We start from the raw sequence: 26723 nt of genomic DNA, 5'->3' as shown, positions 1-26723 counted from the left end.
AAGTTGTTGACGAATTGTTGACGAAAACCGTCAACAAAGGCCTATAAAAGCTTCTATGGAACAATATACGAACAGGAAAAACCCTTTTAAATCAAAGGTTTATCCAATTATAACAACATAGACCAAAAGCAAAAAATTACACTGGCAGTGTAGAGGTCAGCGGTTCGAACCCGCTATGCTCCACCATAAAAAATAAATCAGCACAGCTTATTTACAGGCTGTGCTTTTTGTGTTGACCTGTATGTTGCATGTAGAAATTGGAAAATGTATAATATAACCAAAGAAGGAGTCGTGCGGTAACACGACTCCCCGGCACAGTAAACCCCTTCAAAGGCGGTCGGCTTGGGTATTACGATCGGGAAATAAACCGTTACCTTGGCGAGGCGGTCTATTTCTTTTGGTTAATTGCTGCAATGATGGCAACGTAACTAGCAAGGAAGCTGTGATGAATCAGCCTGTAACACAACGGCAGGTGAGCAAAGCGGGCAATAAGCTTCTTTATGAAAACCCCATACAGCCTTACGTTCGAAAATCCTGAATGTAAGGAGAGCGTTGAAAGGTCATTGCCGTATAAGGGAAGCAACTGTACAGCATGGTCGTAACATACCCTGATTCCCCTTTTTCTCTTTAAGTCGGCTTTCAAATGAAACTTTGCCAGTCATTTCAACCAGCCTATAGTTGCGCTCAAAACGTATTCCTTCCATTTTTCGTTCAATGGTAGGAGTGTCCGTATGTTGTTGGTCATGATTTTTCGAAAATTTACAGTCCCAATGATCAAACGTCCATTTCTTTTTAATTGACGATGGCAATCGGCAATCGTCTTGATCAGGTCAAACGATTCATTTGGCCAGAAGTGGCGCAACCAAGTCATATCCCCCTGCACCCAATTGACTTGCGCACCATCGCGCATTCTCACTCTGCGAAACATGCCGATGTCGAGGTCAATGGCATCCACTTGATGACCTTGTTCAGCGATTTTCACCGAATAGCCGCCAGTCCCGCAAGCGATATCCAACACGCGGCTTCCCGAGGTTAGCGAAAACGAACGGTATCCGGATTAGCTGGAAATACGATATCATATACTTCGCTAAGTTTTTCGTAGAATTCCATCTCCTTCTCCTTCTCCTCCTCCTATTAACCCTATTACTTTCCGTCATAAATTGTGGGCAAACAAAGTCACCAAACATCTTCCGTACCATCATTGTGCACTATTATCTTACTGACTTCGATTTACCACCTTTTTGTTTTTTTCTGTGGTAGGTACTGTTCTTCAAACACGGAAAGCTGTTGTTCCAAAATAAGATCAATATTGAAAAATATCATTTTTTACTATATAAGGAATGTAAAAAAAATTGAAAAGGAGTAGATTTTATGAAAGTGTTCCACATTGCTATTGCTTTTACTCTATTGTTATGTACAAGTTTTTCTGTTCCTGTATTCGCCAATGATCACAGTACTTTAACAAAAACTGGTGCTAAGGGTATTGAAACCACTTCAACAGAACAATATGCGATAGAAAAAAATCAAATAGAAACGCAAAGTTTCAAGTCATTCATAAAAGCGCTGATTCGAATTCTAAAAGCGGCGTCAAAAGACGAGAAATTAGATTCGGAAGATCTTGAGGAATTATATTATTATAGTGAGCCTGGAGAGCAAGATTATATTAGAGTAATTTGGGTTAACGGAGATTATTCAGATGCTGATGATGCAGCTTATAATATTTTTATCAACTCTGTAGAAGAAGACACTATAATAGAAAGATCAAATGGGGCAGTTACAGGTGAAAATGAGGATGGAGTTATTATTACATACCGTAGCTGGTCCACGGATGGAGTACCAACGCTCTCGTTTAATGGTATAAAGAATTTGCGGAAACTAAAATTTTATCCTACAGAAACGTAATCCCACGGAGTGAATATATGAGCATAGTTCAAATCACATCAATTGCCGAAAAATCATCAATAAAAATATTGTATGATAAAGTATTTAATAGCAACGATCCAATGGGTGAGATATTTCAAGAGGATGTTTCTTACCGATTGTTAATTTGCCCGATTCCAAGCCCTTTACTTGACGAGGAATTATTGCAGGCTGTCGCATATGCAGCAAAATTGGTTGGAGACGAATATTTCTATCTATCTGAAGTTGAAGGCAAGTCCATTCAGTCTTTTCATGATGAAAACCACTGGAAAATACATGTAGATGTTACCTATGAGGAATATACCGGTACAACCCCCCCTATCCTTTTTGAAAATGCTATTTATTCTCCTAGTGGCCTCTGGGGAATATTGGTTGCACACAGTGATTTTGCTGTTCTAGGTGGTAATGAGATTTTTGTAAACGCGATAAAAGAAAAATATTCAAATTGGGTCTATGGCTTAGATATGTTCCTGAAGAAATGGGAGTTTAATGCGAAACATAATATCGGCGATTTTCGTTGGATGCCAACATTTTTTAGACATCTAAAAATCACTCATCATTTTAAGCAACCATAATAATTTGAAGTCAGCCAAAAGTATGCTTTTGACAGGAGTACTTGCTTTTGGCTGACTTTTTTACGAAAAAGTAGCCTATGCCGTGGAGGGGAAGGAAAAAAGAGGAGCGACAAAGCTATGAATGTAGAGAGGGCTGAAATCAAAACTCTCCGGGGAAGGTAACCGACCGATGCTCTACTAAAAGTGGGGCATTTTTTATTTGCAAGGTCCCTTCCTATCCGTACAAACACCTCCGCCTGATGACAGGGGCCTTTTCTGGAGCGATTTGCTCAATTTGTAGAGCATATATTGGTTCAAACTTACACCTTCCAATTGTGCCTCGACAGCAAGCTGCCGGTGCAGTGACTTCGGCATACGCAGATTGATTTTGCCGCTGTCCTCCTCTTGCGGTTCCGGGATCGGATCGCATCGCCATGTTCCAGCTTAACCTCTAACCATCCGCGCTTTGCTTCTTCCAGGTTACGCAGCAGTTCCTCAACTATCTCGCCATGTGACTGGCAGCCGTCCAATCCAGGCATGTTCCGTAATCGTACCGGACAGATTCCTTAGACGGAATTGATACTTCATAAAAATCCTCTTACAAATAAATCCCCAATCAAAATTAAATCGTAACATTTTTTGGGTTAAAGCGTCTAAACAACTGGCGGTAGGAAAATGGACAATAGTGGCGCGTAATGCCTTTTATTCTATTGGATGTCGTAACGGAAAAGGGAATAGGTGCTACGTAAAGAGGTGAATCTCAATTTGAGCAGAAAACTTGAAATGTTTGTTATTTTAGCTATCCTGACAGCCGCAGCAGCCATTCGCGTTCATTTTAATTTGCGATATTCAGCCGAGCCTTTCGGTGATTCCATTCATATCGCCAGATTTGCGGAATCCGTGGCGAGAACAGGAGCATATCCGACGGATCATGGTATCTATTGGTCACCGGGTGTTGTCTATTTTCTAGGTTGGCTAATTCCGGTTATTGGAAATGAACAACATTATCTGTCTTATAGGCTGCTGCAAAGTCAATTGGGAACAATGTGGGGACAAACTACGCAAAATTGAACAAATTTTTCCATGAAATAACTATGCCCTTCCTGTTCGGGAGGGCAGTATTCCTAATGCGGCAGCTCCTACGCGCCTTATCAGCGTGTGCTGTGGTGTGCGGGATTAAACAAAGTTGTCGTAAACTGCTTCTATGAAAGCGCAAAAGCCCCAGTTCAGGAGACTGAGGCAGATCTTACCAAACTGTGGTAGAATGTTACTTGCACAATAGAATCGGCTCCTCAAGGGTGGTCGGCTCATCCCCTCATGAAAGGGGGTGATGCTGATGGAGGTTTATCAAGCATTGACGCTGATGTTCATGTTCGGCATGTTCATCCTCGCATTGCTGACTTACCTCAAAAAGAAATAGACCGCCCTTGAGCTGACATCTCGCGCGGTCTACTCCGAAATGAACTTGAGCCGCCCCCTTTTGGGGAACGTCTATTGTGCAAGACCGACAGCGTTGCCGCGCTGTTGGTCTTTTTTAGTGTGCACAAATGCTGCTGGGTTTAAGATACCACAAAACCCTGAAGATTAACAGCCGATCACCCTTGAGCTTGGCTGCATGGTGACCTACTCCCCACAATGTGAACCACGCCTTGGTTATTGTTCAAGACGGGAAACGTCCCAGCGCTGTGTAGTTTTTAGGATACCACAAATCACTGGAGAATAAAAGCAGATATGACGTGTTTGTCGTTCCCCCTGCTCCCCCCATATATATGGAGGGAACAAAATGTGAGGGGGCCTGCGAGCATGCCGGAACAAATGCTGTGGGGAGTAGATTCAGCTTCACGAGTGGGAAACAATTTGTATCAATGTGTGGTTCGCAACTTCGGCAAACCTGCCTACTGGGGGAGGTATTTGGCAACCGTACCCAATGCGGCGGACGGACTTACGAGAGCGGAAGCGTCTTTTCTTCATCGCAACGGCGTGAAGATCCTGCCGATTTACAGTAAATTCACCCAAGCGGTCGGCTATGGCCAGGGGCGAATCGCTGCAAGAAACAGCATGTATTATGCTCAACTGCTCGGTATTCCCAAGGGAACCATGCTGTTTGCCAACATAGAGAAACGGTTTCAGGTCGATGAGGCGTGGATCCGCGGTTGGGTGGATGCCGTCGATCAGGGGGGATATCGTCCGGGGATTTACTGTGACCCGAGTCAACCCGCCTTTTCCAGAGCCTATTGTCTTGCGCAGGAAAAGAGTGAAAAGGTGAGAACGCGAACGGTGCTGTGGAGCCAGGAGCCTACGCCGGGCCCATCGTCCCCGCGTCAAGCACCGGCGTATTCACCCGTACGTCCCCCCTGTCCGGCACAGGTGTGGGCATGGCAGTATGGCGAAAACGCGAGAGAATGTCCGGTCGACACCAATCTCATGGACCGCAGGCTGTTTCAATGGCTCTGGTAAGTGTCCTTTCGGGGCCATCCCAACATGAGTGTACAGGAGAGAGCAGCAGTTCCCGCGACGAGCAATGCAATGTCGAGACCAAGGGCAGCCATGAATACATCATCACCGGGATATCTTGGGGTAACGGTCATTCTTCTGTACAGGACATAACAGGATAACACCCAGTAGAGACTGCTTCCTGTTGCCGCCAAAATGAAACGCTCCTTTTTTGTTCCTCGCCAGAGTTTGCCAATCGTCAACCACACCGTGATGCCCAGAACCACTGCACAGGGAACACATGTAAACAGGGCGCGTCTCATGTTGACATAGGTAAGGAAGACAGCACCAAAAAGTGCAGCATTGAACAGCAAAACCATGATGCCAACCAACCACGGGTTCGCTTTCCACTTCCAATGCACCTTCGCAAGCAATCCCCCTATGGCCAAAAAGGTCAGCAAACCTGCAAGTACACTTGTTTGCAGCACGGTACTCAATCGAATCCCCCTTCCCCTTTTACCTGCTTCGTGATGCTTTGGAGACCGCAAGTGATGGGAACCCTGCGCGGCTCCACAACCACAAGGGTGTATGCACGTCAATGGGTGCCAACCCACTGCCGAGCAGGGCTGCTTCCCATGCTTCAGCCACCGCCTGCCGGTCGTCGGCGGTCCCCCGTAAAACCTCTGGCGAACATAGTCTCAATGTGACGGTCGCTTTCAAGATGTGCGTATCAGGAGCAACTGTGATGCGTTCACGGGTTCGTCATGATCCTCCTCCATGATCGGCGTGTATTCGAATTTTTCTTGATCTTACATGGAAATCTATGGTATTAGTATAGAAGATTTACAGCCGTTCTGAAAGATTGGATGAAAAAAAAGACCGGAACGCAATCATTGGCAGCATCCACGAAAAAACGGAGACGAATCGCGCGTCTCCGTTTGGTCTATCTCTATTCCGTTCGTTATTCCGTTCGTTATTCCGTTCGTTTCGCTGCGAGTGGAACCGGACGTGTTCTTCCGGCGCCAACCGCATTGTGTTTTGCACCCGTCTGTGTTAGAATGAGGAGTGGTCACTACCAATTACAAAAACTGAATAATATATCCCAATATAATCATACCACAAATGATCCGGATTGTCAAACACTGTGGTCCCAAAAAATTGGCTGAAGAGGAGCGATACGATGAGCGTAACGGAGAGAGAATGGCGGGAAGAAGAAGAGCGCGTTGAACGTGTCATCGGCGAGATTGACCGGAAAATCGGCAGTCTGCAGGAGCATGTCAGCGACGTGCGGGCGGACATCGTGGAGATCCGCAAAAACTTCTGGGACGACGTGACGGTCAACGTTGACGATGCGACGGAAGCGGTGGAGACGTACGCGAGCATCAAGCAGCAGGCAGAGGTGCTGTCGGAGCGGGAACGCAGCCACCGCCATGCGAGCAGGCAGCTTGACACGTTGAGGAAGCTGAGAAAGTCGCCCTATTTCGGGCGGATCGATTTTGTCGAAGACGGGGAGCGGGAAGCGGAGCGCATCTACCTGGGAATCGCCTCCCTGCTCGACGAACGGGACGAACAGTTTCTCGTCTACGATTGGCGGGCGCCGGTGTCCAGCCTGTACTACGACTACCCGCCCGGACCGGCGCAGTACGAGACCCCCGGCGGCACGATTGCCGGCACGATGGAGCTGAAGCGGCAGTACATCATCCGTGACGGCCGGATCCGCAGCATGTTTGACACGGGGGTCACCATCGGCGACGAACTGCTGCAGGAAGTGCTCGGCAGACAGGCGGACGGGCAGATGAAAAGCATCGTGGCCACGATTCAAAAAGAACAAAACCGCATCATCCGCAACGAGCGAAGCCGGCTGCTCGTCGTGCAGGGGGCGGCGGGAAGCGGCAAGACGTCGGCCGCTCTGCAGCGGGTGGCCTATCTCCTCTACCGGTACCGGGAAACGCTGCGGGCGGAGCAGATCGTGCTGTTTTCCCCCAATCCGCTGTTTAACAGCTACGTGTCGACCGTCCTTCCCGAACTGGGGGAGGAGAACATGCAGCAGACAACGTTCCAGGCGTACGTTGAGCACAGGCTGGGGGAGACGTTTCGCATCGAAGATCCGTTCGCGCAGATGGAATACGCCTACACCGCCATGGACGAACCGGGGTATGACGCCCGCATGGAAGGAATCCGCTTCAAGGCGTCCGCCGCGTTCATGCAGGTGATCGAGCGCTACGTGGAATCGCTCGGGCAGGCGGGGATGATCTTTGCGGATGTGACGTTCCGCGGCAGGACCCTGATTGACGCCGAGCGAATCCGGGAGCAGTTTTACTCGCTCGATCCCTCGCTGCGCCTTCCCAACCGGATGAGGCTGACGGCGGAGTGGCTGCTGGAGGAGCTGCGGAAGCGGGAGCGCCAGGAGCGAACCCAACCGTGGGTGGAAGACGAAATCGACCTGCTTGATCGGGAGGCGTATTACCGCGCCTATCAAAAGCTCCGGCGGCAAAAGCGCTTCACCGAAGAGACGTTTGACGACTTTGAGCGCGAACGGGAGCTGCTTGCCGCCACGGTCGTCAACGATCACTTCGATCCGCTGCGCCGGTGGGTGAAGCAGTTGGGATTTGTCGACATGCCGGCCGTCTACCGGCAGTTGTTCGCCGATCCGCGGTACGCGTCTCGTTTTGCGAACGACGTCCCCTTGCCGCAGCAGTGGGAGGAGATCTGCGCCCGGACCGTGGAGATGCTGGACCGATCCGAGCTGTTCTGGGAGGACGCCACGCCGTATTTGTACGTAAAGGAGCGGATTGAAGGGTTTCAGACCAACACGTCGGTCCGGCACGTGTTTATCGACGAGGCGCAGGACTACTCGCCGTTTCAGTTCGCCTTTATCCGGCGGCTGTTCCCGCACAGCAGAATGACCGTGCTCGGCGACTTGAACCAGGCGATATTCGCCCATGTCGATGCCCAAACGGACTTTTCCCCGCTCGCTTCGCTGTACGAAGACGGGCAGACCGAGACGATCGTGCTGACGCGGAGCTACCGGTCCACGCGGCCGATCGTCGAGTTTACCCGAGGGCTGATCGCCGGGGGCGAAGTGATTCAGCCGTTTAACCGGGACGGGGTGAAGCCGACCTTGACGCAAGCCGCCGACACGACCGACCTGACCGACAAGATCGCCGCCCGCATCCGCGCGCTTCAAGATGCGGGACACCGGACGATTGCGGTCATCTGTAAAACCGCCCGGGAAAGCCGGGACGCGCACGCGGCGCTCAGCGACAGGCTGCCGGTGCGCCTGATCGGCAAGGAGACGGTCTCCTTCGAACCGGGCGTGCTCGTCATCCCGTCCTATCTGGCCAAAGGCGTCGAATTCGACGCGGTGCTCATCTACGACGCGTCTCGGGCGAAGTACGGGCGGGAGACGGAACGCAGGCTGTTTTACACCGCTTGTACACGGGCGATGCATGAACTGCACCTGTATGCCGTCGGCGAGGTGAGCCCGTTTGTGACCGCGCTTTCCCCCGATACCTACGTCGTGGAGAGCTGACAGCTGCAGGCCGCCGGGCCCCCGCACCCGCCGTGTGCGTCAAAACGCGTGCCGGCCGCTTGCGAAGCGGCTATAATAGCAGAGGAAGAACAGGATGTTCGCGGCTGGAACAAACATGAGGTGATCGCATGAACACATTGCCCGTCGATTCGATCATCCCGGAGTTGAAAGAGGCGCTTCGCACCCGCAGCGGCGCGGTGCTGGTGGCTGCGCCCGGGGCGGGGAAGACGACCCGGGTGCCGCTTGCGCTTCTCGACGAGCCGTGGCTGGCCGGACGCCGCATTCTGATGCTGGAGCCGCGCCGTCTGGCTGCGCGGGCGGCGGCCCGCTACATGGCCGCCTCACTGGGGGAACAGGTGGGAGACACCGTGGGGTACCGGGTGCGCCTGGATTCCCGGGTCGGGCCTGCCACGCGCATCGAAGTGATTACCGAGGGCGTGCTGACGCGGATGCTGCAGGCCGACCCGGCTCTTGAGGGCACGGGACTGGTCATTTTTGACGAATTTCACGAGCGCAGCCTTCACGCCGACCTGGGATTGGCCCTGTGCCTGGAGGCCCAGTCCGTGCTGCGCGACGATCTGCGCATCCTGGTCATGTCCGCCACGCTGGACGCCGAGCCGGTGGCCGCGCTGTTGGGCGATGCGCCGGTCCTGACGAGCGAGGGGAGGGCCTATCCGGTGGAGACGCGCTATCTGGACCGCCGGGTGGAGGGACCGGTCGAACCGGTCGTCGTCCGCCAGATTCAGGAAGCGCTCGCGTCCGAACCGGGAGACATCCTCGTCTTTTTGCCGGGCGCGGGCGAGATCCGCAGGGTGGAAGAAAGGCTCGCCGAGCTGGATTTGGGCGCCTCCGTCCGGGTGGCCCCCCTCTACGGGAATCTGCCGCAGGAGGCGCAGGACCGGGCGATCGCGCCGGGACGGCCGGGCGAGCGCAAAATTGTCCTCGCGACTTCCATCGCCGAGACCAGCCTGACGGTGGAAGGGGTCCGGGTGGTGATTGACAGCGGCCTGGCGCGGGTGCCGCGCTTTTCGCCGCGAACCGGCATGACGCGGCTGGAAACCGTCCGGGTGTCGCAGGCGTCGGCCGAGCAGCGGCGGGGCCGGGCAGGCCGTCTCGGCCCCGGCGTATGCCGCCGCCTGTGGACTGAACAGGAGCACCGGCACCTGGCTTTGCGAAACACGCCCGAGATTCTGGAATCGGACCTGGCTCCGCTGGCGCTCGAGCTGGCTGCCTGGGGCGTCGTGGACCCGGCGGAGCTGCGCTGGCTCGATCCGCCGCCGGCCGCCGCGCTTGCGCAGGCGCGCGACCTGCTCGTCCAGCTCGGCGCGCTGGAGAAAAGCGGTACGATTACCCCGCACGGACGGCGGATGGCGGAGCTCGGTCTACATCCCCGCCTCGCGCACATGATCCTGCGGGCCATTCCGCTCGGTTTGGGCGGATTGGCGTGCGAACTGGCGGCAATTCTGAGTGAACGGGACGTTTTGCGCAGCGGTCATGCTCCGGCCGACGCCGATCTGCGCCTGCGGGTGGAGACGCTGCGACAGGCAGCGGCGGGAGGGCGGCCCGGCGATGCCGCACCGCCCGGTTACACGGTGGACGCGGCTGCGTGCCGGCGGATTCTCGCCGAGGCGAACCACTGGAAGCGGGAGGCGGGGATTGCCGACGACAGCGGCGACGACGTGGACGCGTGTGGGCTTTTGCTCGCGTTCGCCTACCCCGACCGGATCGCGCGGAGGCGCGACAGCGGACGGTTTCTTCTGCGCAACGGCCGCGGGGCGGCGCTGGCGGGGCCGCAGCCGCTGGCCAAAGCTCCCTGGCTGGTGGCAGCCGAACTGGACGATCTGGGGGCGGAAGGACGCGTGCATCTCGCTGCTCCGGTGGACGTGTCCGATCTGGAGCGGCACTTCGCCGACCAGATCGAGGCGGAGACGACCGTCTACTGGGATCGCGAGGCGCAGGCCGTGCGGGCGAGACAACGGGAGCGGCTGGGGGCCCTGGTGCTGAAAGACGTCCCCCTGGCCGATCCCGATCCGGAAGAGACCGCGGCTGCGCTGCTTCGCGGGATCGCCGAAGAGGGGCTGGAGATGCTGCCGTGGACCAAGCAGGCCCGCCAGTTTTGGCAGCGGCTGCTGTTCATGAGCCGGCACGAGGAGGGCTGGCCAGACGTGTCGGAGGAGGCGCTGGCGGCTTCGCTGCCTGACTGGCTCGGGCCGCACCTGTACGGATTGAAAAGCCGCGACGACCTGCAGCGTCTCTCCTTGACCGACATCCTCGCCGGGATGCTCTCCTGGGAGCGGCGGCGCGAGCTGGACGAGTACGCCCCGACGCATATCGTCGTGCCCAGCGGTTCGCGCATTCCCGTCGACTACAGCAATCCCGAGGCCCCGGTGCTGGCCGTGCGGCTGCAGGAGATGTTCGGGCTGAAGGAAACGCCCCGGATCGCCCGGGGAAGGGTGCCGCTGACGCTCCACCTGCTGTCGCCGGCCCACCGCCCTGTACAGGTGACGCGCGATCTGGCCAGCTTTTGGCGCAGCGCCTATTTCGAGGTGAAGAAAGATTTGAAAGGGCGTTACCCCAAACACTACTGGCCGGACAATCCGCTGGAGGCGCTCCCGACGAACCGGACCCGCCCCCGTTCGTGAAGCCGAAGCAACACGTGCCCAAAAAATGAGGACCTGACGAAGACAGGGCTGTATCCGCGGCGGCGAATGCCGCTTGACGGGACAGCCCTGTTTTTCGTGTGCGAGAGCCGGTCACGTGTTGAACCGGCGTCCCTCCAGGTGGGGGAAACCTTCTGCGTATGACTGGCCCGCCAGCGCGTCTTTTACGGACGGACGGGCTGGCCGGCTTTCACGGAGTCCGGAAGGCGGCCCCATTTTTCTTCGAAGATGAGCCGCTCCAGGTCAAGCCTGCGCTCCCATTGGAAGATTTCCAGCAGCGGCCGTTCCGGGTAGTGGTCCGTGTAGCCGATGGACAGCAGGGCGACCGGTTCCACATGCGGGGGAATACCGAGGATGCGGCGCACATCCGGCTTTTTGTAGAAGCTGACCCAGCCCATGGCCAAGCCTTCCGCATAGGCGGCCAGCCACATGTTTTGGATGGCGCAGCTTACGGACATGATGTCCGTTTCCGGTATGGAGTTGCGCCCGAGCACGTGGTCCCCGCCTCTGGTGGGATCGCAGGTGACGCAGAGGGTAATCGGCGCTTCCTTGATCCCCTCGATTTTCAGATCCAAAAAGGCGAGTTCCCTGTCCGTCCCCTCGTAGTGAATGGCCAGCGCCCGCCGCTCCTTTTGCACGATCTCCGCCAACTGCTGTTTCGTCGCCGGGTCGCGGATGATGACAAAATTCCACGGCTGCATGAAGCCGACAGACGGAGCGTGGTGGCCGGCCTGCAGGATGGCGAGCAGCTTCTCGTCCGGAACGGGCTTGTCCAGAAACGTGCGGATGTCCCTGCGGTTTACGATGGCCTTGTACACGCCCCGTTTTTCTTCCTCCGACAAACGATTCACGAATGCCTTCCTCCTTGCGGTTGTAGTGGACATGCTGCGCTGTGAACATTGTACCATTTGCGTAGGTCCGGACTCGCAAAAACGCGAATATCGGCAACCTTTTTGCCGTCCTGCCGTCTGTAAGGTACACGCTTCACGTATTACCCCTCCCTTTATGAGCTGCTTGTACGATACAGGTGGCTTTTTTTTTTTATTAATTGCAGATGGCGGGTAGGGCAGCCTTCGCGAAAGAAACGGCGAAGCTCCCGATGTGGGGGCTTCCTGGCGTCTGTTCACAGCAGGGATGTGTCGCGCCATCTCCGTCCATGGTATCTCTGCCATGCGACGGTTTTCGCGATGAAGCCTTTGCTGGTTCCTCCGTTCCCGTCCGGGGTGGAGAGGAAATACCACTGCCCGTTTTCGTCGATGGCGTTCAGGCGTGTGCCTTTGGAAAAACTGCCCCGCACGGTTCCCAGCCCGGAAGGAATGTTGAACACGTAGCCTTTTTCGGCGTGGACGGTAATGGTTTTGGGAGAAGAGGCGGCGTATTGGGTGATCACCGTTTTGGGCACATAGCCAAGTCGTCCGTCGGTCAAGGGCACGGTCATCCACCCTGCCGTCCCGCCGGTATCCTTGAGGATGGTTCAGGGAAATGGTTTCGTAACTTTTCCTGAACTGGGGAATACTAGCTCCTGAGGTGTTGACCCGGATGGAGCAGAATATTTCCTTTACCGTATCGTGGAGCGACGCGACCCGCTTGGCCAAAATGCTGCAAGCCAGAAACCTGCGCTACGCCGTCAAACAACTGCCGGGAAAAACCACCCTGGCATTCGTCTTTCCCAAGCTGAGCCTCAGTCAGTACGTCTACCTGTACATCCTGTTCGGGGCAAAGCGGCAGGAAGGATGAAGGGAGGATGAACGGCGGCACCGAACGAACCGCCCCGGGACAGACGGGAGCACGCACCTGTAAATCGCGTCCCGCCATGGTGCAGATTTGACAAATTATGAAGAAAACAAAAGACGACACTTTTCGATAAGCGAAAAGCATAGTACAATTCCTAGTATGTACGAACTTGGGGAGTTCGTGACGGCGGTCCAAAACTGTGCAGGAGGGACCGCCTCTTTTTTATGTGTCCAAAAGGCCCCCTCCTGAAGCTGACAACAGGTGTCTAGCCGAAGGAGGGCGGTTTGTGTGCGGGAAAGGTTTCGACCGGCGCAAAGCTGCCGTTGATCAGCGCGTCGATCAACTGCTCGGCGGTCAGCGAGATGGTGATGCCGGGGTCGGGGATGTCGACCTGGAACTTGTCGGTTTGATAGCGGTACAGAAGCGTTCCGAGCGGCTGGATCGGGTAGATGGGGATGTCTTGGGCAAGCCGCTGTCCGGTTTTGGAGATCTCCCGGAGCGCCCAGAACAGTTCACCCCAGACGGGCAGGTACGGTTTGCGCTTGTGTCGCCTGAGCACTTTCACGAGATGGACACGCAGGCTGTCCAGCAGCTCCCGGCTCTGGTCTTCCACGGTTAGCATGACGGGCTGCCACTCCTTTGTCGGTGCGCTTGGGGACAGGCTTGCGCGTCGTCCCCGGCGGGCAATGTCCTGCTGTCGGAATTGCCGTCCAATCACTTCTACGCATCAGTGTAAGCCACGCATGGAAGGGACGCAAGAGTGTGAACGCAGAGCCCGTCCCGCAGGTCTGCTGTCCGTTGGCTCATCGTCTCAGACAATTTGACCGATTCAGACCAATTGGGATAGCATAGGGGCAAACAGACTGCCTGAAGCAGAGAAAGAGGGGAAAGCCTGGTGGAGAAACGACAACTTCTCGTCGACATGTGCGCGCGGCGGGACGATGCGATCGCTCTTTGGTGCGCGCTGCGGTGGCCGGATGCGGAAGTGTGCGCCGTCACCTGCGTCGGCCCGGATCAGGAGGAGGCGGCGGCACGTGCGCTGGAGGTGGCGGCCCTCGCCGGGGCAAAGCAGATGCCGGTTGCCAGAGGGGCCGTCCAACCGCTCCTGCGCCGGGGAACGGCCGTGGGGACGGCTCGTCAGGAAAAAAGTCTGCCGCTGCCGGACGCCGGCCGGATGCCCGCAGCCGCATCGGCGGCGGAACTGATCGTGCAGACGGCGGAGCAGGCTGAGGGCGGCTTGACGATCGTGACGCTGGGGCCGCTCACCAACCTGGCGCTGGCGGCGGCCCGGGACCCGGAGCTTGGCCGCAAGCTGAAGCGCGTGGTCGCGCTGGGCGGGGCGATTCGCGTGCCGGGCGATGTGACCCCCGTGGCCGAAGCCAATGTTTACGCGGACCCGGAAGCGGCCCGATTCGTCCTGGAAGCGGGGTTGCCGCTGACGCTGGTGCCGCTCGACGCCACCCGCTCCCTGTCCCTGCCTGTGGCCGTGGAAGCCTGGCCAACGCCGCTTGGGCCCGTGACGGACGTGGCAGCCCGCCTCGACGCCTTGGCGGCGATGCTGGTCGCACTGTGCCCGGAAGCGGCCCGGACGGAACGGATGAAACTGGCGGTGGAATGCCAAAGTGCGCTGTCCGCCGGTGCGGTGCTGGCCGATCTGCGGGCCGTTCCCCGCGTCGGAACGGACGTCGACGTCTGCGTCGCCGTGGACGCCGCGCAGGCGTATCCAAGCCTGCAGGCAATCGTTCCGGGAGAGGAGGGCAGCCGATGAGAGAAAAAGTGATCCTGGACGTGGACACCGGCATTGACGATGCGCTGGCGATTTCCTACGCCGTGCACGCGACCGAACTGGACGTGCTCGGCGTGACCACCACGTTCGGCAATATCGCGGTGGAAGAGGCGACGCGCAACACGCTGCAGCTGCTGGAGCTGCTGGATGCGGCGCACATTCCGGTCTTTCAGGGAGCGGCCAAGCCGCTCTTTCGGGAGCTGAAGGAAAAGGCAAAGCTGTTCCACGGCGAAAACGGCCTGGGTAACGTCCAACTGCCTCCGCCGAGGACGGCGGCCCGGCCGGAGAGTGCCGCCGACTTCCTCATCTCGGCGATCAAGGCCCACCCGCATGAGGTTACGGTGGTGACGGTGGGGAGCCTGACCAACCTGGCACTGGCGATCATGGCCGCGCCGGAGATCGTCCCGCTGGTCAAACGGGCGGTCGTGATGGGCGGAGCGGTTACCGTACCGGGCAACCGCACGCCGGTGGCGGAGGCCAACATCTGCGCCGACCCGGAGGCGGCCGCGTACGTCTTCCAATCGGGCCTGCCGATTACGCTGGTGGGGCTGGACGTGACGATGCAGACGCTGCTCACCCGCGACCACCTGCAGGAGTGGAGAAGGCGCGACACGCCGGTCAGCCGCTTTTTTGCCGACATCTGCAGCTTTTACATGGAGGCCTACGCCCGGGTGGGCCATGTGCGCGGCTGCGCGCTGCACGATCCGCTGGCGGTCGGGGCGGTCATCGACCCGACGTTTGTCACGAGCGTCCCGATGCATGTGCAGGTAGACACGTCGGGTGGCCTGTCCGACGGGCGGACGATTGGCGACAGGCGCCCGCAGCCGGCAGCCCCGCCCAACGTCGATGTCTGCCTGGAGGTCGACGCCGGCCGTTTTGTGGAACATTTTTTGCAAAACGTCATGTCCCGTTGTGATGGATGACGAATGGGGCGGGGAACGGTTTCCAAGCGATGCTTGGAAGGATGAAGGAGTTGCATGCAAACGAAACGGTCAATTGGGGAGGGATTCGACACGGTGGCTCGCAAAATCATTGAACCATCCGTCACGATGGCCAACGGTCCGGTCAGCCGCGAGGTCACAATCCCGCTGACAACCCAGTGGGTGATGCAGTCGCGCGCTGCGAACCGGGACTATCGAATTGTTGTGGCAGCACCTGCGGAAGAGCCGCCTTCTGCAGGCTATCCGGTGATGTACTTGCTGGACGCCAATGCCGTGTTTGGCACGATGGTGGAGACGCTTCGAGCGCAGGCAGGACGACCCGAGAAGACGGGAGTTGTTCCGGCGGTTGTCGTCGGCATCGGTTATCCGACGGACGATCCGTTCCCACCCGCGCGCCATTACGATTTTACGCTGCCGGTGCCTGTAACGGAGCTGCCCGTGAAACCCGACGGGACAGCATGGCCGGAACAGGGCGGGGCGGACGCATTCCTGCGTTTCATTGAAGAAGAGCTGAAGCCGGAGATCGAGCGCCGGTTCAAGATTGACAGAGGCAGGCAAACGATCATCGGCCATTCGCTGGGCGGCCTCTTCGTGCTGCACGCGCTTTTTACCAAGCCGCTTGCCTTCCGGACGTATGTCGCAGGCAGCCCATCCATTCATTGGAACAAGCGCGTCATTCGCGAAGAGGAGCAGCAATTCGTGGCCCGCGTAAAACAAGAAAAGATCGACGTCCGCATCCTGCTCGCGGTGGGGGAATGGGAGAGCAGCCATCCAAGCCGCGTAAACGACAACACGATGGAACTGGCGGAACGCCTGCGGACCCTGGCAGGCCGCGGAGTGCACGTGGAGTTCAAGGAGTTTGAGGGGGAAGGCCATCTATCGCTGCTGCCGGCCTTGATCAGCCGTGCCGTACGGTTTGCATCAAGCGGCTGAAATGCGGTGTCCCCAACGAAGAAAAGCCGGATACCCAAAGGCGGGTGTCCGGCTTTTTGCGGCCCTTATTTGTTTGCCAGGATTTTCGACACGTCTTCCATCACCTGTTGGCCTGCGAGCAATCCGCTGTACAACCAACTGCTGTCGGAGCTCATTTCATACACGTGTCCTTTCTTGACGGCAGGGAGGTTTTTCCAGATCGGATTGTTGAAGATTTCCGATGTCTGCTCGGTGTCGCTCTTGACCAGGAAGATGTGATCGGCGTCCAGTTGCGCCAGCTTTTCCAGCGAAACCGGGCTCCATGTCGCTTGCGAGCTGCTGGGCAGATCGGACAGGTACTGCGGGACTTTGATTCCCAGGTCCCCGTACAGAACGGAGCCGCTGGAACGCGTTTTGTCCACCACGTAGAATTGTTTTTGCGTCAACCAGAGAATCGCGACGGATTGGTCGCCGATGGTTTGGTGCAGTTTCGCCTTCAATGCTTCCGCTTTTTGATCGTATTGCTTCAGCAGTTGTTCGACCTCGTTCTTCTTGTCAAGGAGTTCCCCCATCTTCAGAAGCGTTTTCCGCCAATCGCTGTTGATTTCGTCTCCCAGCACATAGGTCGGCGCAATTTTGGAATACGCCTCGTACAGACCGTTTTGTACGGACGAGGGCGAGCCGATGACAATCAGGTCCGGATTAAAACTCGCCACTTCTTCGGGGGGAAGATTGTAACTGATCGTCGGCACTCCCTTCAGTTCCGACTGCAGGTAACCCTGAACCGTTTTGCCGTCTGCCACCGACCATTGGGCGACTGGTTTGACGCCCAAGGCCACCAGCGGATCCTCCAAATACGAGGCGATGATCCGTTGCGGATTGGCCGGAATCGTTACATGATGGCCCATGGCGTCTTGGATGACTCGATCAGATGCCGACTGTTCGCCGGGCTGGCTTGAACCGGCAGAAGCGTTCGGCGAGTGATCGCCCGAATGACTTCCGGAACTTCCGCAAGCTGCAAGCAGTACGCTTACAACCATAATCGCGAGGAAAACCAAGCCCATTTTCATTTGTTTTCGTCCGAAGCGCACGACAAGTTCCTCCTATGTTGATAATGTATGGATGCACGGTGAGGTTTCTCACATCGAACAAGATAATGATTATTATTATCATTGTCAATATGAAAATGACATCCATCGCAAAAACGTGCGTCTTCTCAAACGTCTCTGTCTTACAAATGAGCGCGGATCATCGCGAAAAAAAGAGAACGCAGCTAGCTGCGGCGGACTTGCCTGGCAGGTCCGCCGCTTTTGTTATCTTTCTTGAAATAAAATTTAGTTACTATTAATTGACTGAAGAAATTTTGTTACATATAATGGTGATAGCGCTTTAAAGTCTGTATTTTTTCAACATTCTGTTTGTGGAATGCTCGCAAGGAGGTGGCCCAATGGACGGTCAAGCGCAGCGGTGCTACCGGGAGAAACGGGAGCATTTGGTCATCGGATTGATGTCGGGAACCTCGCTCGACGGAGTGGATGCCGCGCTGGTGGCGATCGAAACGGACCAGGCGGGTGCCATCGCCGCGGTCCGTCTCCGAAAATTTCACTACCTGCCGTACTCGGATGAGCTGCGGGAGTGGCTGGCCGAGCTGTGCAGTCCGCAGACGGCCCGAATCGACCGGCTGACCCTGGCCCATTTCGGACTGGCGGAGTGGTACGCCCACGCGGTCAGCGAACTGCTGGAAGCGGCCGATGTCGCTCCCGGCGAAGTGGATGCGATCTGCACGCACGGGCAGACTGTTTGGCACGTCGCCGGCCGGGCGCCGTTTCCCGGTCCGGCGGGCACGACGGACATCCGGGCCTCCCTGCAGATCGGCGAGCTGTCGACGCTGGCGGAGCGGACCGGGATTCCCGTCGTCGGCAATTTCCGGGCGCGCGACCTGGCGGCGGACGGCGAAGGGGCGCCGCTCGTCCCATACGCCGATTACGTCCTGTTTCGGCACGGCGAAAAGGGGCGGCTGCTGCAAAACATCGGCGGGATTGCCAACGTAACCGTGCTGCCGGCGGGCGCCTCCATCGACGATCTGGTTGCCTTTGACACCGGCCCGGGCAACATGGTGATCGACGAGATCGTTCAGATGGCGACAAACGGCCGGCAGCGCTTCGACGAGGGCGGCCGGATGGCAGCCGAAGGGACGGTCTGCGCCGAACTGCTGCAGGAGCTGCTGGCTGATCCGTACTACCGGCTGGCGCCGCCGAAAAGCACGGGGCGGGAGACGTACGGTCGGGCGTTTGCCGAGAAGCTGTGGGCCGAGAAAGACGCGCGCGGCCTCTCCGCCGCCGATCTGGTGGCCACGGCGACGGCGCTGACGGCGGCCACGATTGCGGCGGCGTACGAATCGTTTGTGCTGCCGGCCACGCCGGTGCACGAAGTAATCGTCTCCGGCGGCGGCGCCCGCAACGAGACGCTGCTCCGGATGCTCCAGGATCGCCTGCCGGCGGGCATCCGGCTGACGACGACGGACGCGTACGGCGTCCCGGACGACGCCAAAGAGGCGATGGCCTTTGCCATTTTGGGCCACGAAACGCTGATGGGCCGGCCGAGCAGCGTGCCGTCCGTCACCGGGGCCAAACGGGCGGTCGTCTTGGGAAACATTTGTTATTGAACAAAAACAGGGGGGAATCAACGTGAAAAAACGGGCATGGGCAGGTATTTTCCTGTCATTTTCCTTGCTGCTTTCCGCCTGCAGCGGCGGAGGCGGCTCTGCGAGCGATACGGCTAATCCGCAGGCGGGGCAGCAGGGCGGAAGCGGCAAGACCGAGCTGGTCGTCGCGGCGGATCAGGACCCTGTCGGCTTTGATCCGCACAAGGTGCCGGCCGCGTCCAGCGTCCGCGTCTACGCACTGGTTTACGACGGCTTGACCCGGCTGGACGAAAACCTGAACGTCACCCCCAGCCTGGCCGAGAAGTGGGAGATTTCCCCGGACGGCAAAACGGTTACCTTCACCCTGCGCAAGGGCGTGAAGTTTCACAACGGGCGGGAGATGACGGCGGAAGACGTCAAGTACAGCTTTGAGCGGATTCTCAATCCCGAGACCGGCTCCATCGCCAAGTCGTACTTCGCCAGCGTGGACGCGATCGAAGCAAAAGATCCGGTCACGGTCGTGTTCAAGCTGAAACACCCGGACGCCGCCTTGCTGACCAACATGGCCAGCTCGTTTGCCGCGGTCGTGCCGAAGGAAGTGGCTGACCTCAACAAGGAAGCGGTGGGAACGGGACCGTTCATGCTGGAGAAAAACGAGCCGGGGCAGTACGTGCTGTTGAAGAAAAATCCCGACTATTTCCAAAAGGGTCTGCCGAAAGTGGACGCGATCAAGTTCCAGATCATGAAGGATGAAGCGGAGCGGCTGGCCGCGATCCGCTCCGGAAAGGTGGACATCACCAGCATCTCCGCCGACTCGGCCACGCTCCTGGATGGCAAGCCGGGCGTGCAGGTGAAAAGCTACCAGTCGCTGGAGTACAGCTACCTCGGCATCAACGTGAAGAAAAAGCCGTTTGACGACCCGCGCGTGCGCCAGGCGATCAGCTATGCGGTGGACCGCAACCAGATCGTGCAGACGGTGTGGAAGGGACAGGCGTCGCTGACCGGGCCGATCTCTCCGGCTGCGGCTAACTGGGCGCTCGATCCCAATACCTACGACAGCTACAAGCAAAACCTGGACAAAGCGAAGCAGCTTCTGGCGGAGGCCGGCTACCCCAACGGCTTTGACACGGTGATCGAGACGGCATCCACCTATCCGGACATGGTGGAGACGGCGCAGGTGCTGCAGCAGCAGTTGAAAGCCGTCGGCATCAACGCCAAGATCAACCAACTGGAGTGGGGCAACTACATCCAGACCTGGAAGTCCAAGGAGATGTCGCTTCTGGTCGGCCGCAACACGTCCGGGACGGACTCCGACCGCTCGCTGCGCTTCTTTTTCCACACGGACGGCTCCGCCAACGTCTGGAACTACTCCAACCCGCGCTTTGACGAACTGGTCGTCAAAGCGCTGCAGACCGTCGACCAGACCGAGCGGAAGAAGCTGTACGACGAGGCGCAGAAGCTGCTGGTGGAGGACGCGCCCAACCTGTTCCTCGCTTCCCCGAAGAGCTTTTACGCGGTCCGCGACAACGTGTCGTTCCATCCGACGGCGGCGGGCGAATCCACCGCGCTGCTCCAGGCGTCCGTCAAATAGCGCAGGAAGCGCCAAGGAAGCCGGGGAGCCGCCGTCTCCCCGCTTCTTCTTTTCCGAGGAGGGGTAATACGTGGGAAGCTATGTCATCAAACGCATCGTCGGCCTTGTCCCCATCCTGTTCGGGATCTCCGTGCTCGTCTTTACCATCCTGCATCTCGTGCCGGGCGACCCCGCTTCCATCATGCTGGGGACCAACGCCACGCCGGAAGCGATCGCCGCCCTCCGCACACGCATGGGGCTGGATGAGCCGCTGATCACCCAGTACCTGTCCTGGCTGGGCGGTTTGGTGAAAGGGGACTTTGGCGTTTCCGTCCACACCGGCGAGGAGATTCTGCCGCAGATTCTGAAGCGCTTTTCGATCACGCTGCAGCTCACCCTGTTCGCCGTGCTGATCGGCTGGACGATCGCCATCCCGCTGGGCATCCTGTCAGCGATCCGCGTCCACTCGAAAACGGACATCGTCGTGCGCATCGCCACCCTGCTCGGCATCTCCGTTCCCAACTTCGCCGTCGGGACGCTTTTGTTGCTCGTGCTGTCGCTGTATTTCGGCTGGTTCCCGCCGATTGACGTGGTCAGCTTTTGGGAAGATCCGGGGGAGGCGCTGCAGGTCTTTCTGCTGCCGGCGGTCACGATGGGCATCGTCATTGCCGCCGGGGTGCTCAGGATGACGCGCTCGGCGTTTCTGGAGACGATGGAAAAGGACTTCATCCGCACCGCGCGGGCCAAGGGAAACAGCATGTGGACGGTCGTGTTCGGCCACGCCCTGCGCAACTCGTCCATTCCGATCGTGACCATCGCCGGCATGCAGATCGGGTACCTGCTGGGCGGCTCGGTGATCGTGGAGCAGTTGTTCTCCATACCCGGCCTGGGTCAGTACGTGCTGGAGGGCATCTACCAGCGCGACTACCCGGTGGTGCAGGGAGGCGTGCTGTTTGTGGCGCTGGTGTTCGTCCTGGTCAACCTGCTGATCGACATCATCTACACCTGGATTGACCCGCGCATCAAGTACTAGCGAGGAGAAATCGTTCATGAGCACATTTCGCCGACGCTTTCGGGAAAACAAAACCGCCGTCGTCTGTCTCGCCGTTCTCGCCGTTCTGGCTGCCGCTGCGGCGCTGGCGCCCGTCATCGCCCCGCACGATCCGACGCAGATGTTTCCGGACCACCGCATGGAGGGTAGCTCCGGCCAGTTTTTGCTGGGGACGGACCAGTTCGGCCGCGACCTGTTCAGCCGGATTATCTACGGCGCGCGGGTATCGCTGACCGTGGGCCTTTCGTCCGTGCTGCTCAGCGCCGCGTTCGGCACCTTGTTCGGGCTGATCGCGGGGTATTTCGGCCGCTGGATGGACAGTTTGATCATGCGGGTGATGGACGTGTTGTTCGCCTTTCCGGAAATCCTGCTGGCGCTTGCCATCGTGGCGGCGCTGGGACCGGGCACGAGCAATACGATTTTGGCGATCGGAATCGTCAACATTCCGGTGTTTACCCGGACGGTGCGCAGCGCCGTCCTGTCCGTGAAAAACCTGGAGTTTGTGGAAAGCGCCCGGGCAATCGGCGCGGGAACGCCGCGCATCCTGTTTCTGGAGATATTTCCAAACGTGACGGCGCCGCTCCTGGTGCAGGCGACCCTGGCCATCTCCGGTGCCATCCTGACGGAATCGGCTCTCAGCTTTCTCGGATTGGGCATTCAGCCGCCCGACCCGTCATGGGGCGGGATGATTTCCGAAGCGCGCCGCTACATGGAGCTGGCCCCGGGGATGATCGTTTGGCCGTGCGTCGCCATGACGGTCACGATTCTCGCCTTCAACATGTTCGGCGACGCGGTGCGCGACATTCTCGATCCGAAGCATCGGAAGAGATAAGGGGGGAGAGCGGATGGACAAGGAACGAATCCGGCGTCAGCTGGCGGAAAGTCTGGACGAAGGCATCGCCCGGGGGATTTTTCCCGGAGGCGTCGCCAGCCTGACCATCGGCGACGAGCCGCCGATGGTGGTCGCCCGCGGAAGCCTCGGGAGGGGAGAACAAACGGCTCTCCCGTCAGCGGAAACCGTCTACGATCTGGCTTCGCTGACCAAGGTGATCGTCACCCTGCCGCTCGTGCTGTTGAGCGTGCAGACGGGGAAGCTGTCGCTCAGCGATCCCCTGGAGATTCACCTGCCGGAGTGGGAACGGGCGGAGGACCCGCGCAAGCGGCGGATTACCCTCCTGCACCTGCTGACCCACACCTCCGGCCTGCCGGCATGGCGTCCGTACTATCTGCTGGCGCGCGGGAGGGACGACTACCTCTCCCTGATCGCCGCCGAACCGCTGGCGGGCGAGCCGGGCAAACAGGTGATCTACAGCGATCTGGGCTTCATGCTGCTCGGCTTTCTCCTGGAGCGCATTTGGGACGAACCGCTGGACCGGTTGGCCGAGCGGCTGATCTTTCAGCCGATGGGCATGACGGCGACCGGGTACCGTCCGCTGGCGCGCGGCGTCGACAGCCGGCTGATCGCCCCGACGGAGGACGGCAACGCGTACGAACAGGACCTGTCCCGCCAGCAGGCGGAGCAGATGACGGCGGTCGGCCATCCGTACGCCGGGCGGCTGCGGGAGCGTCTGGACCGCTTCGCCTGGCGGGAGGGGATCATCCGCGGCACGGCGCATGACGGCAACTGCCATTACGGCCTGGACGGCGTGAGCGGCCACGCCGGCCTCTTTTCCACCGCGCGGGACGTGGAGCGCTACATGCGGATCTGGACGTCCGCCGACGCCCAGGTGCGCCTGGACCCGGTTCTGCTCGCGTTTGCGGCGGGCTGCCGGACCGGCCGGCTGGCTCCGGCGCGCGCGTTGGGCTGGGAGGCGTCCGCCCAGGCGGGACCGCTGGAGGCGGCGGCCGCCGGCTGCACGGGAGGGGATCTGCTGTCTCCCGGCGCCTTTGGCCACACCGGGTTTACCGGCACGTCGATCTGGTGCGATCCGGTCCGGGGGGCCACGCTGATCGCGCTCACCAACCGCGTCCATCCCGCTGTCAGCCCGCTGATGCCGCGCTGGCGAAAAGCGTTTCACAACCGGGTCTTGTCGCTCGTCAGCGGGTCAACCCGAACATCCTGAGGAGAAGGGGGAAACGCCATGGCACCCATGTTGGAAGTGGAGCACCTGAGAACCACGTTTGCCCAAGCCGGCCGAACGCTGACGGTCGTCGAAGATGTCAGCTTTTCCGTCGAAGCGGGGGAGACGCTGGGCGTCGTCGGCGAATCCGGCTGCGGCAAAAGCGTCACCAGTCTGTCCATCATGCGCCTGTTGGGCAGCAGCGCCAAGCTGGACGGCAGCATCCGGTTTGCCGGCACGGACGTGCTGCGGCTGTCGGAAAAGGAGATGCAGTCGATTCGTGGCAACCGGATCGCGATGATTTTTCAGGAGCCGATGACCGCGCTCAATCCGCTGCATCCGATCGGCAAGCAAATCGCCGAGCCGCTGCGCCGCCACCTCGGATTGTCGCGGCGGGAGGCGGCGGAGCGGGCCGTCCATCTGTTGAAGGAAGTGGGCATCCCGCGGGCGGAGGAGATCGCCGCGGAGTATCCGCACCAGCTCTCCGGCGGCATGCGGCAGCGGGTGATGATCGCGATGGCGATGGCCTGTCAGCGCCAACTGCTGATCGCCGACGAGCCGACCACGGCGCTGGACGTGACGATTCAGGCGCAGATTTTGGAGCTGATGAAAAAGGTGCGCCAAGAGCACGGCACCGCCATTTTGCTGATTACCCACGACCTGGGCGTGGTCGCGGAGATGTGCCACCGCGTCATCGTCATGTACGCCGGCCAGATCGTGGAGGAAGCGGACGTGCAGAGCCTGTTCGCCGACCCTAGGCACCCCTACACGGTCGGCCTGCTGCGCTCCATGCCGAGCATCAGCGGCGAACAGGAACGGCTGCAGGCGATACCGGGAGCGGTGCCGCTCCCGCACGAAATGCCCGCCGGCTGCCGTTTTGCGCCGCGCTGCCCCAAGGCGATGGCGATCTGCCGCGAGCAGATGCCGGAACTGTTCGTCGTCTCCGCGACGCAGAAGTGCCGCTGCTGGCTGTACCGGGAGGAGGGAGAAGCGTGAGTCAGCCGCTGCTGGAAGTAAAGGGTCTGAAAAAGCATTTTCCGGTCAATTCGGGCTTCTGGGGCAGGGAAAAGGTGGTGCGTGCCGTGGACGGCGTTCACCTGACCGTCTATCCGGGAGAGACGCTCAGCATCGTCGGCGAGTCCGGCTGCGGCAAGTCGACGACCGGCCGCTGCATTCTGCGCCTGATTGAGCCGACGGAAGGGGAGATCCTGTTTCAGGGTCGGGACATCCGCGCGCTGAACGCCGCCGAGCTGCGCGCGGCCCGCCGCGACATGCAGCTCGTCTTTCAGGACCCGTTCGCCTCGCTCAATCCGCGCAAGACCGTCGGCCAAATCCTGCAGGACCCGCTGATTGTCCACGGCATCGGCACGCCGGCCGAGCGGCGGAAGCGGGTGGAGGAGATGATCGAGATCGTCGGGCTGACCAGACAGCATCTGGACCGCTTTCCGCACGAGTTTTCCGGCGGACAGCGGCAGCGGATCGGCATCGCCCGGGCGCTGATTCTGCGGCCCAAGCTGGTCGTCGCCGACGAGCCCGTCTCCGCGCTGGACGTTTCCATCCAGGCGCAGATTCTCAATCTGCTGAAAGACCTGCAGCGGGAGTTTCAGTTGACCTATCTGTTCATCTCCCACGACTTGAGCGTGGTGCGCCACATCTCCGACCGGGTGGCGGTCATGTACCTGGGCAAAGTGGTGGAGGTGGCGGACAAGGCGGCGCTGTACGAACGGCCGACCCATCCTTACACGCAGGCGCTGCTCTCCGCCGTTCCCGTTCCCGATCCCACCCGGGAGGTGAACCGGATCATCCTGGAAGGGGATTTGCCCAGTCCGGCCAATCCCCCGTCGGGCTGCCAGTTTCATCCGCGCTGCCGTCACTGCATGGAGGTGTGCCGGACGACCGTGCCGCCGCTCAAGGAAGCCGAGCCCGGCCATCTGGTCGCCTGCCATCTGGCGTAAATATCCGCGGCGGAGGAAGCAGATTGAGGAGGTTGGGAGAGAAGATGATGGAAAAACTGGAGGAATTGACCACCGAATTGCCGAATGAAGAAACGCAGCAGTTGGATCGGCTCTCCGTGCGGGAAATCCTGCGCCTGATGAACGAGGAGGACAAAAAAGTGCCGTTCGCCGTGGAACGGGTGCTGGACCAGGTGGCGGACGCGGTGGAACTGATCGCGGCGTCGCTGGAAAACGGCGGGCGGCTGTTCTACTTCGGCGCCGGCACGAGCGGCCGGCTGGGCATCCTGGACGCGTCCGAATGCCCGCCGACGTTCGGCACCGACCCGGAGCTGGTGCAGGGCGTGATCGCCGGCGGCCCCGCCGCGATGGTCCGGGCGATCGAAGGAGCGGAAGACAGCCCTGAGCTGGGACGGCAGGACGTTCACACGTACGGGGTAAAGGCGGGAGACGTAGTGGTGGGCATCGCCGCCAGCGGCCGCACGCCCTACGTGATCGGCGCCCTCCGGGAAGCGCGCAGACTGAATGCGGCGACGATCGCCCTCTCCTGCAACGAACACGCCGTGATCGACGCGTTTGCCGACGTGGCGATCAACGTGGTCGTCGGGCCGGAAGTGCTGACCGGTTCCACCCGGCTGAAGGCGGGGACGGCGCAAAAGCTGGTGCTGAACATGCTGACCACGGCAACGATGATCAAGCTGGGCAAGGTGTACGGCAACCTGATGGTAAGCGTGCAGGCGACCAACGTCAAATTGCGGGAGCGGGTGAAGCGGATCGTGATGGAAGTGACCGGAGCCAGCTATGCGGAGGCGGAGCGCCTGGCCGAGCTGGCGAACGGGGACGCCAAGACGGCGATCGTGATGAAGCTGACCGGACGGGGAGCGGAAGAAGCAAGACGGCTGCTGGACGAAGCCGGCGGCAGAATCAGGGACGTGCTGGATGGGCTGGGCTAACCACCCGGCGGATCGGCACAA

At 59.1% G+C, this 26723-nt stretch carries 25 protein-coding genes and 1 pseudogene; 19 read left to right on the top strand and 7 right to left on the bottom strand.

The annotated features are described in order from the left end of the window. Positions 1-658 precede the first annotated feature (658 nt). A pseudogene (locus tag FOI68_RS03505) lies at positions 659-1021 on the bottom strand (class I SAM-dependent methyltransferase); the annotation flags it as partial. Between the two features lie 350 nt (positions 1022-1371). On the opposite strand from FOI68_RS03505, the gene FOI68_RS03500 reads away from it, so the two are divergent. Both FOI68_RS03500 and FOI68_RS03495 read left to right on the top strand, forming a co-directional pair. Continuing rightward, positions 1372-1902, top strand: a complete 531-nt coding sequence (locus FOI68_RS03500) for a hypothetical protein (RefSeq protein WP_143862337.1) — start codon at positions 1372-1374, stop codon at positions 1900-1902. Between the two features lie 17 nt (positions 1903-1919). Then, positions 1920-2495 carry a hypothetical protein gene (locus tag FOI68_RS03495; RefSeq protein ID WP_143862336.1) on the top strand — a complete coding sequence of 192 codons (576 nt, stop codon included), beginning with the start codon at positions 1920-1922 and terminating at the stop codon, positions 2493-2495. A gap of 195 nt (positions 2496-2690) precedes the next feature. On the opposite strand, the gene FOI68_RS23875 is transcribed toward FOI68_RS03495, so the two are convergent. Next, complete coding sequence (locus tag FOI68_RS23875; RefSeq protein ID WP_231558810.1) at positions 2691-2849, bottom strand: toxin-antitoxin system HicB family antitoxin; 159 nt, start codon at positions 2847-2849, stop codon at positions 2691-2693. 390 nt (positions 2850-3239) lie between these two features. On the opposite strand from FOI68_RS23875, the gene FOI68_RS03485 reads away from it, so the two are divergent. The 3 genes from FOI68_RS03485 to FOI68_RS03480 all read left to right on the top strand — a co-directional run bounded on the left by FOI68_RS03485 (position 3240) and on the right by FOI68_RS03480 (position 4931). Further along, the gene (locus FOI68_RS03485) at positions 3240-3545 is read left to right on the top strand and encodes a hypothetical protein (protein WP_143862335.1); all 306 of its coding nucleotides are present in this window, start codon (positions 3240-3242) and stop codon (positions 3543-3545) included. A 259-nt stretch (positions 3546-3804) separates the two neighbouring features. Further along, positions 3805-3894, top strand: coding sequence for a putative holin-like toxin (locus FOI68_RS23765; protein WP_134687556.1), 90 nt, complete (start codon positions 3805-3807; stop codon positions 3892-3894). 383 nt (positions 3895-4277) lie between these two features. Continuing rightward, positions 4278-4931: a glycoside hydrolase domain-containing protein gene (locus FOI68_RS03480; protein WP_143862334.1), complete on the top strand. Its 654-nt coding sequence runs from the start codon at positions 4278-4280 to the stop codon at positions 4929-4931. On the opposite strand, the gene FOI68_RS03475 is transcribed toward FOI68_RS03480, so the two are convergent. After that, complete coding sequence (locus tag FOI68_RS03475; protein ID WP_052660220.1) at positions 4916-5404, bottom strand: hypothetical protein; 489 nt, start codon at positions 5402-5404, stop codon at positions 4916-4918. The genes FOI68_RS03480 and FOI68_RS03475 overlap by 16 nt on opposite strands. A gap of 683 nt (positions 5405-6087) precedes the next feature. On the opposite strand from FOI68_RS03475, the gene helD reads away from it, so the two are divergent. Further along, the gene (helD, locus tag FOI68_RS03465) at positions 6088-8439 is read left to right on the top strand and encodes an RNA polymerase recycling motor HelD (protein WP_143862333.1); all 2352 of its coding nucleotides are present in this window, start codon (positions 6088-6090) and stop codon (positions 8437-8439) included. A 128-nt stretch (positions 8440-8567) separates the two neighbouring features. Then, the gene (gene hrpB / locus FOI68_RS03460; protein ID WP_143862332.1) at positions 8568-11081 is read left to right on the top strand and encodes an ATP-dependent helicase HrpB; all 2514 of its coding nucleotides are present in this window, start codon (positions 8568-8570) and stop codon (positions 11079-11081) included. A gap of 182 nt (positions 11082-11263) precedes the next feature. On the opposite strand, the gene bluB is transcribed toward hrpB, so the two are convergent. Next, positions 11264-11950 (bottom strand): 5,6-dimethylbenzimidazole synthase, encoded by a 687-nt coding sequence (gene bluB / locus FOI68_RS03455; RefSeq protein WP_035288588.1) that lies wholly within the window; start codon positions 11948-11950, stop codon positions 11264-11266. Positions 11951-12222: 272 nt separating this feature from the next. Further along, complete coding sequence (locus FOI68_RS03450) at positions 12223-12537, bottom strand: hypothetical protein (RefSeq protein ID WP_143862331.1); 315 nt, start codon at positions 12535-12537, stop codon at positions 12223-12225. 101 nt (positions 12538-12638) lie between these two features. Between FOI68_RS03450 and FOI68_RS03445 the strand changes: the two genes are divergently transcribed. Further along, the gene (locus FOI68_RS03445; RefSeq protein ID WP_065067991.1) at positions 12639-12836 is read left to right on the top strand and encodes a hypothetical protein; all 198 of its coding nucleotides are present in this window, start codon (positions 12639-12641) and stop codon (positions 12834-12836) included. A gap of 262 nt (positions 12837-13098) precedes the next feature. On the opposite strand, the gene FOI68_RS03440 is transcribed toward FOI68_RS03445, so the two are convergent. Continuing rightward, complete coding sequence (locus tag FOI68_RS03440; protein ID WP_035300580.1) at positions 13099-13455, bottom strand: hypothetical protein; 357 nt, start codon at positions 13453-13455, stop codon at positions 13099-13101. Positions 13456-13728: 273 nt separating this feature from the next. Here FOI68_RS03440 and FOI68_RS03435 point away from each other — a divergent pair, with 273 nt between their 5' ends. The 3 genes from FOI68_RS03435 to FOI68_RS03425 all read left to right on the top strand — a co-directional run bounded on the left by FOI68_RS03435 (position 13729) and on the right by FOI68_RS03425 (position 16493). After that, positions 13729-14601, top strand: a complete 873-nt coding sequence (locus FOI68_RS03435; protein ID WP_143862330.1) for a nucleoside hydrolase — start codon at positions 13729-13731, stop codon at positions 14599-14601. Continuing rightward, on the top strand, positions 14598-15542 hold the full coding sequence (locus tag FOI68_RS03430) for a nucleoside hydrolase (protein ID WP_143862329.1): 945 nt from the start codon (positions 14598-14600) through the stop codon (positions 15540-15542). The genes FOI68_RS03435 and FOI68_RS03430 overlap by 4 nt, the downstream gene beginning before the upstream one ends. 126 nt (positions 15543-15668) lie before the next feature. Then, positions 15669-16493, top strand: a complete 825-nt coding sequence (locus FOI68_RS03425; RefSeq protein ID WP_143862476.1) for an alpha/beta hydrolase — start codon at positions 15669-15671, stop codon at positions 16491-16493. A 65-nt stretch (positions 16494-16558) separates the two neighbouring features. On the opposite strand, the gene FOI68_RS03420 is transcribed toward FOI68_RS03425, so the two are convergent. Beyond that, positions 16559-17563: an iron-hydroxamate ABC transporter substrate-binding protein gene (locus FOI68_RS03420; protein ID WP_255433353.1), complete on the bottom strand. Its 1005-nt coding sequence runs from the start codon at positions 17561-17563 to the stop codon at positions 16559-16561. Between the two features lie 356 nt (positions 17564-17919). Here FOI68_RS03420 and FOI68_RS03415 point away from each other — a divergent pair, with 356 nt between their 5' ends. From FOI68_RS03415 to murQ, 8 genes are all read left to right on the top strand, one after another. After that, positions 17920-19137, top strand: coding sequence for an anhydro-N-acetylmuramic acid kinase (locus FOI68_RS03415; RefSeq protein ID WP_044898352.1), 1218 nt, complete (start codon positions 17920-17922; stop codon positions 19135-19137). Between the two features lie 22 nt (positions 19138-19159). Beyond that, positions 19160-20707 (top strand): ABC transporter substrate-binding protein, encoded by a 1548-nt coding sequence (locus FOI68_RS03410; RefSeq protein ID WP_143862328.1) that lies wholly within the window; start codon positions 19160-19162, stop codon positions 20705-20707. A gap of 70 nt (positions 20708-20777) precedes the next feature. Then, a complete protein-coding gene (locus FOI68_RS03405) occupies positions 20778-21719 on the top strand; it encodes an ABC transporter permease (protein WP_044898354.1) in 942 nt (313 codons plus the stop codon). A 16-nt stretch (positions 21720-21735) separates the two neighbouring features. Next, positions 21736-22569, top strand: coding sequence for an ABC transporter permease (locus FOI68_RS03400; RefSeq protein WP_143862327.1), 834 nt, complete (start codon positions 21736-21738; stop codon positions 22567-22569). Between the two features lie 13 nt (positions 22570-22582). Further along, on the top strand, positions 22583-23800 hold the full coding sequence (locus FOI68_RS03395) for a serine hydrolase domain-containing protein (RefSeq protein WP_143862326.1): 1218 nt from the start codon (positions 22583-22585) through the stop codon (positions 23798-23800). 18 nt (positions 23801-23818) lie between these two features. Further along, positions 23819-24793 carry an ABC transporter ATP-binding protein gene (locus tag FOI68_RS03390; protein WP_143862325.1) on the top strand — a complete coding sequence of 325 codons (975 nt, stop codon included), beginning with the start codon at positions 23819-23821 and terminating at the stop codon, positions 24791-24793. After that, complete coding sequence (locus tag FOI68_RS03385; protein WP_143862324.1) at positions 24790-25752, top strand: ABC transporter ATP-binding protein; 963 nt, start codon at positions 24790-24792, stop codon at positions 25750-25752. The genes FOI68_RS03390 and FOI68_RS03385 overlap by 4 nt, the downstream gene beginning before the upstream one ends. A 44-nt stretch (positions 25753-25796) precedes the next feature. Beyond that, positions 25797-26702, top strand: a complete 906-nt coding sequence (gene murQ, locus FOI68_RS03380; RefSeq protein WP_029097686.1) for an N-acetylmuramic acid 6-phosphate etherase — start codon at positions 25797-25799, stop codon at positions 26700-26702. Positions 26703-26723 lie beyond the last annotated feature (21 nt).

Origin of the sequence: Brevibacillus sp. LEMMJ03 (genome assembly GCF_007197875.1) — a bacterium.
Lineage (GTDB): Bacteria > Bacillota > Bacilli > Brevibacillales > Brevibacillaceae > Brevibacillus > Brevibacillus thermoruber.
The sequence above is the reverse complement of the archived record's forward strand: the minus strand, read 5'-3'. Positions and strand labels throughout refer to the sequence as shown.